The 17,467-nt window shown below is 64.6% G+C and carries 13 protein-coding genes and 1 pseudogene; 9 read left to right on the plus strand and 5 right to left on the minus strand.

Annotation, left to right across the window (positions count from 1 at the left end; translation table 11 throughout):
- Positions 1-292: 292 nt before the first annotated feature.
- Positions 293-2,569, plus strand: coding sequence for a heavy metal translocating P-type ATPase (locus tag J0A91_RS03835; protein WP_083224489.1), 2,277 nt, complete (start codon positions 293-295; stop codon positions 2,567-2,569).
- Positions 2,566-2,949, plus strand: coding sequence for a Cu(I)-responsive transcriptional regulator (cueR, locus tag J0A91_RS03840; RefSeq protein ID WP_069203804.1), 384 nt, complete (start codon positions 2,566-2,568; stop codon positions 2,947-2,949). The genes J0A91_RS03835 and cueR overlap by 4 nt, the downstream gene beginning before the upstream one ends.
- A 155-nt stretch (positions 2,950-3,104) precedes the next feature.
- Here the strand turns inward: cueR and J0A91_RS03845 are convergent, their stop codons facing one another.
- On the minus strand, positions 3,105-3,257 hold the full coding sequence (locus J0A91_RS03845; RefSeq protein ID WP_169833081.1) for a hypothetical protein: 153 nt from the start codon (positions 3,255-3,257) through the stop codon (positions 3,105-3,107).
- 197 nt (positions 3,258-3,454) lie between these two features.
- Positions 3,455-4,135 (minus strand): TetR/AcrR family transcriptional regulator, encoded by a 681-nt coding sequence (locus tag J0A91_RS03850; protein WP_069203805.1) that lies wholly within the window; start codon positions 4,133-4,135, stop codon positions 3,455-3,457.
- Positions 4,136-4,287: 152 nt separating this feature from the next.
- Here J0A91_RS03850 and J0A91_RS03855 point away from each other — a divergent pair, with 152 nt between their 5' ends.
- Both J0A91_RS03855 and J0A91_RS03860 read left to right on the plus strand, forming a co-directional pair.
- A complete protein-coding gene (locus J0A91_RS03855) occupies positions 4,288-5,865 on the plus strand; it encodes a carboxylesterase/lipase family protein (RefSeq protein WP_206364980.1) in 1,578 nt (525 codons plus the stop codon).
- 111 nt (positions 5,866-5,976) lie between these two features.
- On the plus strand, positions 5,977-8,301 hold the full coding sequence (locus J0A91_RS03860; RefSeq protein WP_083224491.1) for a TonB-dependent receptor: 2,325 nt from the start codon (positions 5,977-5,979) through the stop codon (positions 8,299-8,301).
- Between the two features lie 180 nt (positions 8,302-8,481).
- Here the strand turns inward: J0A91_RS03860 and J0A91_RS25180 are convergent, their stop codons facing one another.
- A complete protein-coding gene (locus tag J0A91_RS25180; protein ID WP_069203807.1) occupies positions 8,482-8,745 on the minus strand; it encodes a hypothetical protein in 264 nt (87 codons plus the stop codon).
- A 189-nt stretch (positions 8,746-8,934) separates the two neighbouring features.
- Between J0A91_RS25180 and J0A91_RS03870 the strand changes: the two are divergent.
- Positions 8,935-9,527: pseudogene (locus J0A91_RS03870) on the plus strand (TetR/AcrR family transcriptional regulator).
- Positions 9,528-9,615: 88 nt separating this feature from the next.
- Entirely contained in the window at positions 9,616-9,744 is a 129-nt protein-coding gene (locus tag J0A91_RS03875; RefSeq protein ID WP_240502187.1) for an acyl-CoA dehydrogenase C-terminal domain-containing protein, read from the plus strand.
- A 165-nt stretch (positions 9,745-9,909) separates the two neighbouring features.
- On the opposite strand, the gene J0A91_RS03880 is transcribed toward J0A91_RS03875, so the two are convergent.
- Entirely contained in the window at positions 9,910-10,959 is a 1,050-nt protein-coding gene (locus tag J0A91_RS03880) for an ATP-binding protein (protein ID WP_206364981.1), read from the minus strand.
- Positions 10,956-11,657, minus strand: a complete 702-nt coding sequence (locus J0A91_RS03885) for a response regulator (RefSeq protein WP_069203809.1) — start codon at positions 11,655-11,657, stop codon at positions 10,956-10,958. Before J0A91_RS03885 ends, J0A91_RS03880 begins: the two co-directional genes overlap by 4 nt.
- A gap of 103 nt (positions 11,658-11,760) precedes the next feature.
- Here J0A91_RS03885 and J0A91_RS03890 point away from each other — a divergent pair, with 103 nt between their 5' ends.
- The 3 genes from J0A91_RS03890 to J0A91_RS03900 are packed head-to-tail and all read left to right on the plus strand — an operon-like array spanning position 11,761 to position 17,448.
- The gene (locus tag J0A91_RS03890; RefSeq protein ID WP_069203810.1) at positions 11,761-12,897 is read left to right on the plus strand and encodes an efflux RND transporter periplasmic adaptor subunit; all 1,137 of its coding nucleotides are present in this window, start codon (positions 11,761-11,763) and stop codon (positions 12,895-12,897) included.
- A 10-nt stretch (positions 12,898-12,907) separates the two neighbouring features.
- Positions 12,908-16,021, plus strand: coding sequence for a multidrug efflux RND transporter permease subunit (locus J0A91_RS03895; RefSeq protein WP_069203811.1), 3,114 nt, complete (start codon positions 12,908-12,910; stop codon positions 16,019-16,021).
- The gene (locus J0A91_RS03900) at positions 16,018-17,448 is read left to right on the plus strand and encodes an efflux transporter outer membrane subunit (protein WP_069203812.1); all 1,431 of its coding nucleotides are present in this window, start codon (positions 16,018-16,020) and stop codon (positions 17,446-17,448) included. The genes J0A91_RS03895 and J0A91_RS03900 overlap by 4 nt, the downstream gene beginning before the upstream one ends.
- Positions 17,449-17,467: the final 19 nt, after the last annotated feature.

Genomic DNA, 17,467 nt, shown 5'->3' on the forward strand with positions numbered 1-17,467 from the left:
TATCGATCCGGTCTTGACCCTGACATGATGTCAGACCCTACATACTTCCGGGTAGAAGGAGTCTCACGCCATGAACGCCCCTCACTCCCACGACCCTCAATCCAAGCGCTGCGGCTGCTCTGGAAAGAGCGAAGCTGAGCCTGCCTCCGTAGGGCCAGCCGTAACGCATGCGTCCTGCGGCTCGGGTAAAGCGGCTGGCGAGGCTCCCGCAACCGTCGAGCAAGCTACGAACAATGCCAAGCCTGGGGGCTGCTGCTCTGGCGGCAATGTCGACGAAGGCACGGCAACGGTCGTGGACCCGGTTTGCGGGATGACAGTCGATCCGGCGATGACGGCGCACCGTGCCGAGCACGCGGGACACGTCTATCATTTTTGCAGCGCCGGGTGCCGGACCAAGTTCGTCGGCAACCCTGACACCTATCTCGGCGACAAGCGAAAGGCTTTGCCGACCACACCGGGGGCGATCTGGACATGCCCCATGCACCCGCAAATCCGTCGGGAAGGACCGGGAACGTGCCCGATCTGCGGCATGGCGCTCGAACCGGAAGAACCGTCGTCCGACGACGGGCCAAACCCGGAACTGGTCGATTTCACACGCCGGCTTTGGGTGGCGGGCGTGCTCGCTGTGCCGCTGCTGGCGATCTCGATGGTCGCCGATATGCTTGGCGTCCATGTGATCAGTCCTGCCACATCGCCTTGGGTACAGCTCGCACTCACCGCGCCGATCGTACTGTGGGCGGGCTTGCCGTTTTTCCAGCGTGGATGGACCTCGCTTCGTACCCGCCATCTCAATATGTTCACGCTGATCTCGATCGGGGTCGGTGCGGCCTTCCTCTACAGCCTTGTCGCGACGGTCGCGCCCGGCATCTTCCCGCCGGCCTTCCGAATGCACGGGGGCGTGGTCCCGGTCTATTATGAGGCGGCCGGGGTCGTGGTGGCCTTAGTGCTGCTCGGACAGATTCTTGAACTGCGCGCCAGAGCGGCGACGGGACGCGCCATCCGCGCCCTCATGGATCTTGCCCCCAAGACAACGCGTCGGGTGCGATCGGACGGCTCGGAGGAGGAAGTCAGCCTTGCTGACGTGGCAACCGGCGATCGGCTGCGTGTTCGCCCTGGCGAGGCGATCCCCGTCGATGGCGTGATAGTCGAAGGACGCTCCTCGGTCGATGAGTCCATGCTCACCGGCGAGCCCGCGCCCGTTCTCAAGGAGGTTGAGGCGGCCGTCACCGGGGGAACGGTCAACGGCACGGGAAGCCTTATCATGGAAGCGCGCGCGGTCGGGTCGGATACGATGCTCGCGCGCATCGTCCGTATGGTTGCGGACGCGCAACGTAGCCGTGCTCCGATCCAGGCGATCGCCGACCGGGTGTCGGGCTGGTTCGTGCCGCTGGTCGTGCTCATATCGATCGCGACATTCGTGGTGTGGTCGCTGTTCGGCCCGGAACCGCGCATGGGCCATGCGCTACTCAATGCCATTGCCGTCCTCGTCATTGCCTGCCCCTGCGCGCTCGGGCTTGCCACGCCCATGTCGATCATGGTCAGCACAGGACGTGGCGCGACAGCCGGCGTGCTGGTGAAAAACGCGGAAGCGCTACAAGGGCTGGAGAAGGTCGATACACTGGTCATCGACAAGACGGGGACGCTGACGGCCGGAAAGCCTAAGCTCATCGCGGTCCAGACGGTCGGCGCGGTAGGAGAGAACGACATGCTAGCGCTTGCCGCGGCCGTCGAAGGACAATCCGAACACCCGCTCGCCCACGCGATCGTCGTTGCCGCCAAGGATCGAGAATTACAGCTCGGGACCGTCGCCGATTTCGCGTCACAAACCGGTTTGGGAGTCAGCGCCACGGTGGGTGGCCGCTCGGTCGTGATCGGGAACGCCGCACAAATGAGCCGGGTCGGCGTTGATCCCAAGCCGCTAGATGAAGCCGCCAATCGTCATCGCGGCGATGGTGCAGGCGTCATTCTGGTGGCGATCGACGGCGCTCTTGCCGGCCTGCTCGCGGTCGCCGATCCGGTGCGTGCCAATGCCGGGGAGGCCATCGCCGCACTTCGCCAACAGGGGCTCCGCGTCATCATGCTTACGGGTGACAATCAAACGACCGCCGATGCGGTCGCGCGCGCGGTCGGCGGCCTCGACGACGTGCGCGCCGGTCTGCGGCCGGAGGACAAGGCGCGTATCATCGGCGAGCTGAAGGCGAGTGGCGCCAAGGTCGCGATGGCGGGCGACGGCATCAATGATGCTCCAGCGCTGGCGGCTGCGGACGTGGGCCTTGCAATGGGCACGGGAACAGACGTGGCGATCGAAAGCGCCGGCATGACTCTCACGCGCGGCGATCTCTCGGCCATCGTGCGTGCGCGCAAGCTCGCCCGTGCGACGATGCGGAATATCCGTCAGAACCTGTTCTTCTCGTTCCTGTTCAACGGGATCGGCGTGCCCGTCGCGGCCGGGCTGCTCTACCCCGTGGCGGGCATTCTGCTGTCGCCGATGCTGGCTGGCGCGGCGATGGCGCTCTCGTCCCTGACCGTGGTCCTCAACGCGCTGCGGCTGAACGCGGTGAAGCTATGAACATCGGCGCGGCGTCCGACGCCAGCAGCGTCTCGCAACGCATGATCCGCCATTATGAGAAAATCGGTTTGGTGCCCGCGCCGCCGCGGCGCGGGAGCTACCGGGACTATTCGGACGCCGACGTTCATCGGCTGCGCTTCATCGCCAACGCGCGCGACCTCGGGTTCCCGATCGAGGAAATCCGCACGCTGCTGGGACTCTGGTCAGATCGCACGCGGTCGAGTGCCGATGTAAAGGCCTTGGCGCAATCGCGCGCTGCCGAACTGGGCCGGAAGGTCCGCGCCTTGGAAGCCATGCGCCGATCCCTCACTGAACTTGCGCAATCCTGTCACGGGGATGATCGCCCCGATTGCCCTATCATCGAGCATTTGGCCGAATAGCGCCGATGGCTAAAAGTTACCGACCGTTCGGGTCAAAATCAACAAATGCCGTCATTGCTTCGCGCGCCGCCGCCGACGCCGCGAAGAGGCTGGCATTCTACAAAGACTGCCATGATTGGATCAGCACCTTTCACCTCAGGGATAGCGTCCGCGCATCAACCTGAAAGTGTGCGCTGTGCCCAAGCTCCCGAGATGGCTAACGATGGCATCGATTGGTTTTGGGAGCCGGTTTGGGCGAACTCGATCTCAAGGGCCTTTGCCGCCTTCTCAAGCAGCACCAGTTCAAAGACTGGATGCCAGTCGAACATGATAGCTCGCCGGACCTTCTCGCATCCATGATGCTGACCCGATGCCATCTCGATAACGAACTGCGGCCGATCTACGATTGAGGTTAGAGCTGACGGCATTCCACGACTATTCCTGCACAAGACCGCCCAGATGAAAAGATGAGGGATGGCAGCGTTGCGCCGAGCGGTCGAGGACGCGCCGACGCGGCAAAACCCGGTTAAATGGACGTAAGACGTGCCTCGCACATTTCTGCCAAAGCACGCGTGCGACGAAGAACGTCTGCGGATCCAGGATCTCCGCTCGGAAAATGAATCTCCCTCAGGATATACGAAAACACCAGGTGATACACGGCGTCGACGGATCCGATCAGCGCCTCGGTCGGATGGCTAAAATAACTGAGCATGGTGTTTTTCGCCATAACTTCATTCCGCATGCCGATCGACCGGCCGAGAGCCGATAGGTACGCATCGCCGGATATGACATCGATACTGCTCGAGAAAATTGGATGAAATGCCGCCATGATCTGCCAATATCTGGAGATGTAAGCGGGCATGAACTCACCGATCGATGCGCAGGTTTTCCGTAGGTCGTGATGCATGTCACGCTCTTTCTCGACGACGTCTTCCAAAGATATCGTGATGACGGTTTTCAGCAGCCGCTCTTTGCTGGCGAAGCGATATTGTAGAGCACCGTTGGAAACGCCCGCTCTGGCCGCGACCTCCTGTAACGCAAAACCGTCCAGGCCGTTCTCGATCAGGATGTCTCGGGCAGCGCTTGTTATCCGCTTGTAGGCGGCGAGGCTCCTGCTCTGCTGCGGCGGGCGGACGTATGCCGACGATATTTCGGCGGCTTCAATGCGAGAGGCGGGCTCGAATTCCGGCTGATCAGACGCCTTCATGCACTTCGTTCCAAATGGCGGGTTTCGGCCACGGCCATCCGCACGCTGGTGACACCCGCTCGACCCAAGAGCAAGGTTGACATAAAAACCATTTTTAGAATATTGGTTCTTATAAGCAGGGCGCATGAGCGTTCGGATACTGGGAGAGAGCTGTGGGTAAGCGACCTATCGTGCATGCGTTTGCTTTGCTGGCAGCGGCGCTTGCGACCGCCGCGAGTGCCGCACCGCGCGTCGAACTCGACAGCGGTGCGATCGAAGGCAAAGCCGATCATGATCTGAACGTCTTCCTCGGCATTCCCTATGCGAAGCCGCCGGTCGGGGAGCTACGGTGGCGTGCGCCGGAGCCGCTGCCGCACTGGACCGCTGTTCGGCCGACCACAAGCTTCTCGGCATCGTGTTATCAGACCGAGGGCAAGCCGTTCGGCCCGTTCACGCGCGAGTTCGTGGAGGTTGGGCGTCGCTCGGAAGACTGCCTTTACCTGAACGTCTGGGCGCCCGCCAAGCCGGCCAAGGCGTTGCCGGTCCTGGTGTTCATCCACGGCGGCGGCTTCGGCAGCGGATCGACTGCCGTGCCCGTGTATACTGGCGCAGGCCTCGCGCGTCGCGGCGTGATCGTCGTGACGATCAACTATCGCCTCGGCGCATTCGGCTTCCTTGCCCATCCGGCGCTCACCGCTGAATCCCCGCTCAAATCGTCGGGCAATTACGGCATTCTCGATATGATCGCCGCGCTTCGCTGGGTGAAGGCCAACATCGCTCAGTTCGGTGGCGATCCGCAGAACGTGACGATCTCGGGCCAGTCCGCTGGCGCGGCGGCAGTCAGCGATCTGCTCGTCTCGCCGCAAGCCAAGGGTTTGTTCGCGCGCACCATCATCCAGAGCGGCCCCGGGCTCGGCGTGAATATGCTTACGCTAGACCAAGCCGAACAGACGGGGCTCGACGTGGCGCGCAAGCTGAACGCCCAGAGTATAGCGCAACTGCGCGCAGTCGCCTCTGACGCGATCGTCGCCGCGACCGCGTCGCCACCGCCAAGCAAGAACGCCGTACCGCGCATCCTGATGGCGCCCAACCTGGACGGTAAGATCGTCGCCATGAACCCGGAATCAGCCGATGGCCGAGCTGTTTCCGACGTGCCGGTGATGGCCGGGTTCAACAAGGACGAGGCTTTCATCTTCGGCGTTCCGCACGTGACGCCCGACGCCTTTGTCGAGTATGTGAAGACGCGCTACGGCAACTTCACCGATCGCTTCTTGGCGCTGTATCCGCATGCGACCACGGAAGAGGCGTCGCGCTCAATGGATGAGATGGGCCGCGATCGATACATGGCGCAGCTCATCCTTTGGGCCGAACGGCATGTCGCCGCGGAACAGCAACCGCTGTACCTGTATCAGTTCGATCACAGCTATCCCGGGCTGGATGCGAAGCGCTTCGGCGCGTTTCACACCGCCGAGGTGCCCTATGTGCTGGGCGCGCTCGATATCGCCGGAATCCCCTTCACCGACACCGATCATCAGGTCTCGCGCCAGATGGAGGATCGCTGGGTTGCGTTCATGACAGGCGGCGATCCGAACGTGCCGGATACCCCGCACTGGACGTCATGGCGCGAAGGCCCGGGCAAGATCATGCACCTTGGCGACAATCCCGGAATCTCTTGGCCCGTGTCGGACAAGACCCGGCTCGATGTGTTCCGGGCCTACGTCGCGGCGGGAGGCCAACTCTCGCTGTTCTGACGCCGACGCCACTACGCGCCCGCACGGCTTGGCGCCACCGACCACAGGGACAATCAATCGTCCGTGGTTCGCAAGACAGCCAACAAAAAGCATCATCAAAGGGGATGGATCATGAAATCGGCTCTTAAATCCAGCATAGTTGCATCTAGCGCCTTGCTCGCTCTTGCCTGGTCGGGCGCGGCGCGGGCTCAAGTCGCACGCGACGGAGTGGCTGCCGGAGAGGCGCGATCAGCAGATCCAGCCGCCCCGCCGGCCGTCGAGATACAGCAGGACATCATCGTCACCGCGCAGAAGCGCAGCGAGAATGTGCAGGAGGTGCCGATCGCAGTGACGGTTGTTTCGGCCGACCAGCTCGCGCGGCGCGGCGTGCAGAACATTCAGGATCTGTCCCAGGCCAGCGCCTCGCTCGAGTTCACCTCGCCGGGTGCCGCACCAGGCGGCGGCGCATTCGTGCGCGGCATCGGCACCAACCAGGTCGGCAACGCTACCGCGGCATCGTCGGTCGCGGTCGTGCTCGACGGCGTCGTGCTCGGCAACGCCAACATCAGCGACCTGTTCGATATCGAGCGCGTCGAAGTGCTCAAAGGGCCGCAGGGCACCTTGTTCGGCAGTTCGGTGTCGGCCGGCGTGCTCAACATCACGACCAAAGCGCCGCAGATCGGCGAGACCTCGGCTTACGTCTCGTCGGAGTTCGCGATCCGTGGGCTCGGCGCGCAATATTCGCGCAGCGCGTTGCGTGGCGCGCTCAACCTGCCGATCAACGACACGTCGGCGCTGCGACTGTCGGGATATTTCTACAACAATAACGGTGTGTCGGTCGATCGCAGTACCGGAAACGCGACCGACCAGACCAATTTCGGCTTCCGCGGCCGCTATCGGTGGGAGATCGGCGATACGCTCACCTTCAACCTGATCGGCGATTACAACCACAGCCAGTCGAACAACGGCAGCGGCTTCATCTGGCGTGCAGCCCCCGCCGGCTCGCTGCTTGCGCAGGCGCTGGACGCCTGCGGTATAACGCCCGGCCCGGACAATATCGACAATTGCGCCGGTTTTCCGAACACCAGTTCAAGCGAGATCGGGGGTGTCTCCGCCCAATTCGATCTGAAGCTGGGCACCACCACCCTGACCTCGATCAGTTCGTATCGGGCGGTGGGCCAAACCAACTTCGCCGACATCATCAGCATCAATCCGGCGATCGCCCGCCAATATCTCCAGAACTGTGATTTCGTCGTCTGCAACCCAGTCGTCTCTTTGACGAGCGGCGCGCCCGGCGATCCCGAGCGGACCAGCCGTTCGCTGATTACCCAGGAACTCCGGCTCGCCTCCGACCAGAACCATCGGTTCGAATGGGTCGTCGGCGGGTATTTCCAGCGCGCGACCTTCGACAACAAGCAGCGCGGCGTGTTGATCGCGCACCCGTCGTTCCTGGGCATGGACATCACGTTAGCGGACGCCGTGAAACTGTCTCGTTCGGATGCCGAGGATTACGCCGCGTTCGGCAACGTGACCGTATATCTGGGCGACGCGACCCGAGTCATCGCGGGCGCACGCTTCACCCACTCGCGGGTGGCCGAGCATATCTCCGATCCCATCAACGCCGGCGTGCCGGATACTTTCTATGCCCGCACAACCGCCGACGCGCTGACTTGGCGCGCTGGCGTCCAGCATGATTTCAGCCGCGGCACGATGGTCTATGCGACGGTCTCGACCGGCTACAAGGCACCGCAGATCAGCGACGCGCTGAGCCCCACCGCGCGCTTCCTCACGCCGATCAAGGCCGAACGCCCGATCAGCTTCGAGATCGGCGTGAAGCAGACGCTGATCCCCAACCGGCTGTACGCGGCGTTTGACGGATTCTACACCAAGGCGCGCAACTTCCAGACCCAGTCGTGCGTGTCGGCACCGACCGGCATCCTGTGCTCGAACATCACCGTGCCGAAGGTCATCAGCAAGGGACTGGAGTTCGAGGTGTTCGGCCGACTCCTGGAACACACGACCGTGAACCTGTCCGGCATTTTCAACGATGCCAAATATCCGGCTGGGTTCAAAGGCGCCGATTTCAGCGACTTGGCCGGGCAACAGCTCAACTATGCACCGCGGCTCAAGGCGACGGTTTCCGTTGAACAGGCCATTCCGCTGACGGATCGTTACACCTTGCTCGTCGGCGGGGACGCAACCACGCGCGCCAAGCAGTCGATGTACCTCTCGGCCAATCCGAAGTACGTCGTTCCATCACAGACGCTCCTGAATGCCCGCGTCAGCCTGAAGGCGGGCGACACATGGTCGGCTGCACTGTTCGCCCGCAACCTGACCAACAGGATCTACCCGGTGCAAATCTATCCGAGCGACGCGTTCGCGCAGGGCGGGTTGTGGCAGTTGATCGATCCGAATTCGCGCCGCGTGGTCGGCTTCCAGTTCGACGCGCACTTCTGAGCGAGCATTGATCGCGCGCCACCCTCTGGGTGTCGCGCGACGAAGCACCGGGCGCCACCAAGTGTCTGGTCTCCGAGCGTACCCGGGATGGGATCGCGGCCGCGTGAGCGAAGGGCAAGCTACCTGGACGCCAGCCTCTGGACGCTGACAAGGTCAGCGCTGCGATGAAGCTTGTAGCGGCTAGCGTTCCCCGGCCGAGGCCACGCGCCAGGCGGCATGCCGGTGCGCAGCTTCGGCGCGCAGCAGATCGATCAGGATCTCAGGTGTCGTGCGCTGGTGCTGCACGCTGGTGGTGACCGCCTCGTCGAACGCTCCGGACATGCCCTTGCGGCCGAGCGCGCGCCCAAGAACGTCACAGGGGGCGTCGATCATCTCATGCCGCTGCACGGCCACCTCGCGGCTGTCGTAGCGGGCACAGTCGGCGGTTGGCGGATGCGCAAGCACCAGACGGTCATATCCTTCTGCTCGGGATGCGCGTGCATCGCCTCGGAAAGCTGTCCGGAATTTATGAGCGGCCCCATCCGACGGTCGCTCCGACGCGACCAGTTCGGGAATGCGTTGAAGGCGCCCTTCCCATGCGCCTGGAGGGCGACAAGCGTTTCGACGGTTGCCCGCTTGTGTTAGCCCAAAGCGATGAACGACGTTCCTTCCGATCAACATGCCCCATTGCTTGATGACGCGACGCGTCCCCGCCGTCGCCAGATACTGGAAATTGCGGCCCGCTTATTCGCCGCAAAGGGATATCGCGGTACGTCGATGCGGGACATTGGCGAGCAGGCCGGGGTTCTGGGCGGGTCGCTCTACCACCACATCCGCTCGAAAGACGCGTTGTTCGTTGAACTACACAATGCCGCGCTCGACGATGCGGCCGGCCGGATCGAGCAAGACGTGGCGGCGTACAGCGATCCGTGGGAGAGGCTGCGCGCGGCATGCGCGGCGTTGCTCGAGATTCAGCTAGATCCGCAATCGCTGACGCTGCCAATGATGAACGACTTTCGAGCGGTGCCGCCAGCGGTTCGCCAACAGCTTGTCGCCCGCCGCGATGCGTTCGAGAACCAGTTCCGACAGCTTGTGGACGCGCTACCGCTCTCGCCCGAAATCGACCGCTCGATCTATCGCAACCTGCTGCTCACGCAGCTCAATTCCCCGCCGATTGGTATCGCCCGGGTCGGCTGTCGCGAGATGAGATCGCAACGCAGATCCTGACTATCTTCACGCACGACTGACGGAGGGGCGGAGCGTCTCCTCGCTCATATCGTTGATTGTAACAGATGTTTGGTATACGCGCGCTGTCATCGACGTGGAGGATCGCCGTTGCACCGCGCGAAACCGATCGTCGCCAATTTCTTCGCACAGCGCGTGCTGCCGCAGGCGCGCAGCCTCGCGGCGAGCGTCGCCGCCGGCAAGGCATCGATCATGGCGCTCGACGCCGCCGCATTTTGAGCGAGCAGCAGGCGAGCTATGCGACGCGGCGAGGATGGATCGGGCACCGCGCCACCCCTTCAACCACGCCATATGCGGCGGTGAAGTCTGCAGGCTGCTGCGGAGCTGCGGAAAAAGCACCCGCTTGGCCCAGACAGTGGTCAGCTCTCCGGTCACGCCTGGGTGTCACGTGACGGGCGGCAACGTCACCTCGAAGGCGGAGCGGCCGGGTAAGCGACGGTAGCGTATTTCTCCGCCGTGCGCGCTAACGATGCCCCGGACGATGGCGAGGCCCAGCCCTGATCCGCCGGTGGTACGCGCACCGCGCACGAATTGATGGAACGCCTCTTCCTCCAAATCCTGGTCAAGGCCAGGCCCGCAGTCAGTGACGACCAAGGTGGCTTTGTCTGCAGCGAACGACGTGGCGATGCGGAGCGAACACGGATCGGCGTGGCGCCGCGCATTGTCGATCAGGGCGAGTACTGCCTGACGGATGCGCGCGGGATCGGCGCGAACCGGTGCTGGCTTGAGATCCAACTCCAAGGAGAAACCCGCCGGCTCGAGCATCGAACGCAAGGTCGGAGCCATCGCCTCCACCTCGACGGCAAGATCGACGTCCTCCAGGATCAGGTCCAACCGCCCGCTGTCTGCCAGACTGACGCTGCGCAGATCCTCGACCAGCCGCGCGAGTCCCTCGACCTGCGTCAGCAGCCCGTCCACGAGCCGAGCGTCGACAGGAAACACGCTGTCCTTTGCGCCCTGCAACCGTCCTTGCAGGATGGTAAGGGGCGTGCGGAGCTCATGCGCAATCTTCGCGTTCCACAAAGTCACGTCTTCCGCCATGCGCTGCAACCGATTGGCCATCGTGTTGAAATCGGCGATGAGGAGCGCGGTTTCGCCCGACACATCGCCAAGCGTTTCCACGCGCGTGGACAGATCGCCCGCGGCGATCCGTCGTGCGGCGACGGCGACCGCACCGAGCGGCCGAGCGATCCGCCGGGCGAGCCTCAATGCGATCCACAGAGCGAGCAGCGACCCGGTCAGGCAGAGCGCCAGCGTGATGCCGAGATCCCAGCCCACGGTCGAATAGTCATCGGGCGGCAAGGTGACGAACTTCAGCCGCTCCAGCGCTGCATAGACAAGGTAGAAAGCCGCAGTGTTGGCGACGACGACAGCGATCGCGAGGGCGGTCATCGCTGCCGTCAACTGCCGGGCAAGGCTGATCCCCCCGCTCACGCGCGCGCCGCCAGCCGATACCCCACGCCACGAACGCCCTCCGGCATGCCGGGCGCGCCGGCCTGCTCCAGCTTGCGCCGCAACTTGCTGATATGGCTATCGACTGTGCGGTCAAGGGCGTCAGAGCCAGGCATACAAGCATCGACCAGTTCGCCGCGGGTGAAAACGCGGGTCGGGCTGCGTGCCATGTGCGCAAGCAGCCGAAACTCGGTGAGAGTCAGCGCCACGTCGCCGCAGTCGGTTCGAACGATATGGTCGGTGATGTCGATCTCTACCGGGCCGATACGCAGTACACCGCTAGCCCCGACGCCGCGCCCGCGGCGCAGCACCGCCTTGACCCGTGCCACCACCTCGACCGGATTGAATGGCTTCACGACATAATCGTCTGCGCCAACGCGCAGCGCCTGAAGCGTGTCGATATCCTGATCCAGAGCGGTAATGACGATCACGGGCGTCGCGCCACGCCGACGCACCTCGGACAATACCTCCCAGCCGTCGACCAGCGGCATGGAGATATCGAGCAGCAGGATATCCGGCCTGAGCGCGAGATGGACGTCGAGCGCGGTACGTCCGTCGCTCGCCTGGACGGTGCGAAAGCCCTCGCGTTCCAGATAGGCGCGGATGATGTCGGCGATATCCTTGTCATCTTCGGCGATCAGGGCGAGCGGCGTCAGGGAGTTGGTCGAGTCGATATTCATGGTCCTCTCGTAGCAGCCCGGCGATGCCGGTCGCCAGCCCGTCTCCACATAAGCTCCACACAATCTCCACAATTTCGCAACCCGCCGGGCGGACACGCCCGGCATGGTCAAAACAACTGCCTTCAAGGTCCGCTACACCGCCGCGCCCATGGTGATCGTCCTCGCATGGGTGTTGGCGGGGTGTTCGGCGGACGCGCCGCCGGCGGCATCACCAACGGCGATCGAGGTGCTTACGACGATCGTCGTGCCGGAACCCGTTACGATCGCGGACGAATTGCCGGGCCGTGTCGTCGCCTTCCGAACTGCGGAGATCCGTGCGCAGGTCAGCGGCATTATCCAGCATAGGCTGTTCGACCAAGGCGCCTTGGTGCGTACCGGGCAATCGCTGTTCCAGATCAGCCCGGCGCCGTTTCGCGCCGAAGCCGACACCGCGCGCGCTACGCTGCAAAAGGCGTCCGCCGCCTATGCTCGTGCGCGGACCCAGGTCGACCGGATGAGGCCGCTGGTCGTGGCCGACGCGATCAGCAGGCAAAGTTATGACGATGCGGTCGCGGCACGCGATCAGGCGTTGGCCGAGGTGGCGGAGGCGCGCGCCACGCTGCGGCGCCGACAGCTCGATCTCGGCTTCTCGCGGGTAACCGCGCCGATCGCCGGGCGGATTGGGGCGGCCAACGTCACCGAAGGCGCGCTGGTCGCCACCGGCGACGCCAATCCGCTCGCGATCGTACAACAGATCGACCGCGTCTATGTCGATGTTCGCCAGCCTGCGGAGCGTTTCGCCGCGCTGCGTGCGTCGTCCGATGCGTCAGCGCCGGTCGAGATCGTGGCGGGATCGGGCCAAGGCCAGTCCGTCAAAGGGCGTATCCTCTTCTCCGGGATCACCGTCGATCCGGGCACCGGCGATGCCCTGGTGCGCGTCGAGGTCGATAATCGGAGCGAGCGGTTGCTCCCCGGCATGTTCGTCCGCGCCCGTCTGCCGCGCGCCGCGACACCGGCGGCGCTGACCGTGCCGCAGCAGGCGGTGACGCGCGATGCCGATGGTGCGGCGCAGGTCAGCATCGTCGATTCGGCGGATCGGGTCCATCTCCGTCGCGTCGTGCTCGGCGGGGTGGACCACGGCCGCTATATCATTCTGTCGGGGCTTTCCGCCGGCGAGACCGTGATCGTCGAGGGCCAGGACCGCGTACAGCCTGCCACGCCCGTGAAGCAGCGCCCGTGGCGCTCGCGCGTGACCCACTAGGCCAGCGATCATGTCACATTTTTTCATCGATCGTCCGATCTTCGCCTGGGTGATTGCGATCGCCATCGTGCTGATGGGCGTCATCGCCATCCCGCAGATGCCGGTCGCACGTTTCCCCAGCGTCGCGCCCCCGAGCGTCAGTATCTATGCCAGTTACCCCGGCGCGACGCCGCAGACACTGAACGAAGGCGTCGTCGGCTTGATCGAGCGCGAACTTTCAAGCGTGAAGAACCTGCTCTATTTCGAGAGTTCCACCGACACATCCGGTGCGGCGACGATCACCGCCACCTTCCGGCCAGGCACCAACCCGGAGTTGGCGCAGGTCGATGTGCAAAACCGATTGAAGGCCGTCGAGCCGCGGCTCCCGCAGGTGGTTCGTCAGACCGGCGTCACGGTGGAATCGGCTTCGTCGGGTTTTCTGATGATCGTCAGCCTGTTGTCCGACGACGGGCGCACCAACGAAGTCGCGCTGGCCGATTACCTGACGCGGAACCTCGTCAATGAGCTGAAGCGCGTGCCCGGTGTCGGGCGAGTGCAGAATTTTTCGACCGAGCGCGCGATGCGCGTCTGGATCGATCCCATGAAGCTGGCGGGCTATGGCTTGACCACCAGCGACGTCACCGCCGCCATCACCGAGCAAAATATCCAGATCGCGCCGGGTGCTTTGGGTGCGGAGCCGACGACGGAGGGGCAGCGCGTCCTCGTGCCGCTGACGGCGGACGGCCAACTCAAGACCCCGGAAGATTTTGCGAAGGTGATCCTGAAGGCGAACGCCGATGGTTCGAGCGTCACGCTCGACAAGGTCGCGCGTATCGAACTCGGTCGTCAGAATTTCGGCAATGCCACGCGCGAACACGGCAAGATCGCCGCCTCCGCCGCGATCCAACTGTCTCCCGGCGCGAACGCGGTCGCCACGTCGCGCGCGGTGCGCGCGCGGATGACGGAGCTGGCACGCGCGCTGCCCGCCGGGGTCAGTTGGACAGCACCGTTCGATACCGCCCCGTTTGTCCGCGTTTCGATTGAAAAGGTGCTGCACGCGCTGATCGAGGCGATGATCCTGGTCTTCCTGGTGATGTACCTGTTCCTCCAGAAGATCCGGTATACGGTGATCCCCGCCATCGTCGCGCCGATCGCGCTGCTCGGCACAATCGCGGTGATGCTGGCGGCGGGATTTTCGATCAACGCGCTGACCATGTTCGGAATGGTGCTGGCGATCGGCATCATCGTCGATGATGCGATCGTCGTCGTCGAGAATGTCGAACGGCTGATGCACGAGGACGGCCGGAGTCCTCGCGACGCGACGCGACAGGCGATGAAGGAGATCACGCCCGCGATCATCGGTATCACGCTCGTGCTATCCGCCGTCTTCATCCCGATGGCGCTGGCGCCCGGGTCGGTCGGCACGATCTATCGCCAGTTCACGATATCGATGGCGGTGTCGATCCTGATCTCCGCCTTCCTGGCGCTTTCGCTGACGCCGGCGCTGTGCGTGACGCTTCTGAAGCCCGTGTCGGTGGAGCGGCGCAAAAATCGCTTCTTTGCCCTGTTCGACCGGCAGTTCGAGCGGATGGCGGGCGGCTACCAGAGATGCGTGCGCGCGCTGTTGAAACGCGTCGGCCGGGTGATGCTGGCCTTCGTCCTGCTCGTCGGGCTGCTCGGCCTGGCGTTCGTCAACTTGCCGTCTTCCTTCATGCCCGACGAGGATCAGGGCTTCTTCATGACGAGTTTCCAGTTGCCCGCCGATGCGACTAGCGCTCGCACGCTGGAGGCGGTCAAGGCGTTCGAGCGTCACGCCGCCACCCGCCCGGGTATCGAGACGACCGAATCGATCCTCGGCTTCGGCTTTTCAGGATCGGGGCCCAATACGGCGATGATCTACACGATCCTCAAGGATTGGGGTGCGCGCGGCGGCACCGATGTACGGCGCGAGATCGCTGCGGCCGGCGCGGCAATCACGAAGTCCGTTCATGAAGGCACGATCATGAACGTGATGCCGCCCGCGATCGATGAACTCGGCACCTCGTCCGGCTTCGCACTGCGGCTGGAAGATCGCGCCGGCAAGGGCCGCCCGGCGCTGTTCGCCGCGCGCGACCGGCTGATTACGCTCGCCCAGAGCAGCAAGGCGTTGACCGGCGTCTACCCGGACGGCTTGCCGGCTGGCGTCAATGTCCGGCTCGACATCGACCGGGCGAAGGCGCGCGCGCTCGGCGTCTCCTTCGCGGCACTCGGTGAGATGATCGGCACGGCATTGGGGTCCAGCTATGTCAACGATTTTGCAAACAACGGCCGGCTACAACAGGTGATCGTGCAGGCCGATGCCGCGTTCCGCATGAACCTGGACGATCTGCTCGCGCTGCGTGTCCGCAATGCGGCGGGGGGCAGCGTGCCGCTGACGGAATTGGTGACGCCAGTGTGGAACCGGGCGCCGCAGCAACTTTCCAACTACAACGGCTATCCCGCGATCAGCATCACCGGCTCCGCCGCACCCGGCACGTCGAGCGGCATGGCAATGCAGGAGATGGAGCGGTTGGCTGCACAATTGCCGCCCGGCTTCGCGATCGAGTGGACCGGACAGTCCCTGCAGGAGCGTGAGGCAGGTGTGCAGGCGCCGATGCTGTTCGCCTTGTCCATGCTCGTCGTGTTCCTGGTGCTGGCGGCGCTGTATGAGAGCTGGTCGATCCCGGTGGCAGTGATGCTGGTCGTGCCGCTCGGGCTGATCGGGGCGGTGGCGGCGGTGACACTGCGCGGGTTGCCGAACGACGTGTTCTTCAAGGTCGGCCTCATCACCATCATCGGCCTGAGTGCGAAGAACGCGATCCTGATCGTGGAGTTTGCCAAGCAATATCGCGAAGCGGGAATGGGGCTGGCCGAAGCCGCGCTCCGCGCCGCGGGCGTCCGGCTGCGTCCGATCGTGATGACCAGCCTTGCCTTCACGCTTGGCGTAACGCCGCTGATGTTGGCGGGCGGCGCGAGCGCGGAGACGCAGCACGCGATCGGCACCGGTGTGTTCGGTGGCATGGTGACGGGCACGGTGCTGGCGCTGGTGTTCGTGCCGGTGTTCTTCGTGGCCGTCGTCGGGTTGGCCGAACGCTTGCGGTTACGCGGGGCGAGGCGCGGGGCATGAGGTTCCGCTCCCTGTTCCCCGCCCTGACGCTCGCGGGCACGGCGTGTTCGATGACGCCGGCCCTGACTCTGCCGCCGCCGCCAGTGGCTGCCGTTTACCCGGCCGCCGCCGCGGGCACGGTGTTCGCCGTACCCGACTGGCGCGCGATGTTCGGCGATCCGCGCCTGCAACGTCTGATAACGCTCGCACTCGCCGAAAACCGCGACCTGCGGATCGCCGCACGCAACGCCGAGGCCGCCCGCGCACAGATCCGCGTGCAGCGCGCTCAGTCTCTGCCAAGCGTGGGGGGCGAGAGCGGCTATACCCGCCAGCGCCAGCCGTCGAATGTCGCGGGCGCAGGCGTTGGTTTGACGCCGATAACCGGCGGAGCACGCGGAATCGAATTCGGCCAGTTCACCGTGCAGGCGGCGCTCACCGCGTTCGAGATCGACCTGTTCGGTCGGTTGCGTGCGATGAACGAGGCTGCGCTCCAGCGTTGGCTCGGCTCCGAGGAGGGGCGTCTCGCGGTCAGGCTGACCGTGATCGGGGTGGTCGCGGACACCTATTTTGCCGAGCGGCTGGCGGAGGGGCAGTTGCGGCTGACCACGGCCACGCTGGAAAACTGGCGGGCCGCGCTCGATATCGCGCGCCGGCTGAAGGCGGCGGGTCAGGCGAGCGGCGTAGATCTGGCTCAGGCCGAAGGGCAGGTGCGGCAGGTGCAGGCAGACCTCGCCCAGCGCCAGCGTGAGTTGGCGCTGGCAACCAATGCGCTGACGCTCGCCGTCGGCGCGGCGTTCCCTGCGGACCTGCCGTCGCCGATCGGGCTGATGGATCAACCGATCCCGACCGCGCTCGCGGCCGGCACGCCGTCGGACCTGCTGACGCGACGGCCCGACATTCTTCAGGCCGAACACGAACTGCGTGCCGCCAACGCCGATATCGGTGCGGCGCGCGCGGCGTTCTTCCCGCGACTCTCGCTTACGGCGGCATTCGGCGTCGCCAGCGCCGGCCTGAGCGGATTGTTCAATGGTGCCAACCAGACATGGTCCTTCTCGCCATCGCTGTCCGCACCGATCTTTCGTGGCGGGGAGTTGCGCGGCAATCTCGACCTCGCTCGCCTGCGGACCTCGGTCGCCGTCGCCACCTATGAAAAGACGATCCAGACCGCCTTTCGCGAAGTCCTCGATGGCCTTGCCGCACGCGCCACCTACGCGACGCAGTCGGCCGAGCAGCGCGAAGTCGCGCGACACGCCGAGCGGCGCGAAGCGCTGGCCTTGCTGGCCTACCGCGCCGGAATGACCGGCCGGCTCGAACTGCTCGATGCGCAGCGTAGCGGCTATGGCGCCCGGCAAGCCGCGCTGGCCGTCCGCCGGGAGGAACTGGCCAGCGCCACCGCATTGTACCGTGCGCTCGGCGGCGGGGTCTCCCGCTTGGCGCCATCTCCGTGACCAAACACCGGCCACTCGC

It is taken from the genome of Sphingomonas panacis, from assembly GCF_001717955.1.
Lineage (GTDB): Bacteria > Pseudomonadota > Alphaproteobacteria > Sphingomonadales > Sphingomonadaceae > Sphingomonas > Sphingomonas panacis.

Bases quoted from the DNA above. Each gene is read 5' to 3' on its own strand.
- J0A91_RS03900 (WP_069203812.1), top strand. From the start codon at position 16,018: ATGAGGTTCCGCTCCCTGTTCCCCGCCCTGACGCTCGCGGGCACGGCG.
- J0A91_RS03890 (WP_069203810.1), top strand. From the start codon at position 11,761: ATGGTCAAAACAACTGCCTTCAAGGTCCGCTACACCGCCGCGCCCATG.
- J0A91_RS03860 (WP_083224491.1), top strand. From the start codon at position 5,977: ATGAAATCGGCTCTTAAATCCAGCATAGTTGCATCTAGCGCCTTGCTC.
- J0A91_RS03850 (WP_069203805.1), bottom strand. From the start codon at position 4,135: ATGAAGGCGTCTGATCAGCCGGAATTCGAGCCCGCCTCTCGCATTGAA.
- J0A91_RS03885 (WP_069203809.1), bottom strand. From the start codon at position 11,657: ATGAATATCGACTCGACCAACTCCCTGACGCCGCTCGCCCTGATCGCC.
- cueR (WP_069203804.1), top strand. From the start codon at position 2,566: ATGAACATCGGCGCGGCGTCCGACGCCAGCAGCGTCTCGCAACGCATG.
- J0A91_RS03895 (WP_069203811.1), top strand. From the start codon at position 12,908: ATGTCACATTTTTTCATCGATCGTCCGATCTTCGCCTGGGTGATTGCG.
- J0A91_RS03845 (WP_169833081.1), bottom strand. From the start codon at position 3,257: ATGTTCGACTGGCATCCAGTCTTTGAACTGGTGCTGCTTGAGAAGGCG.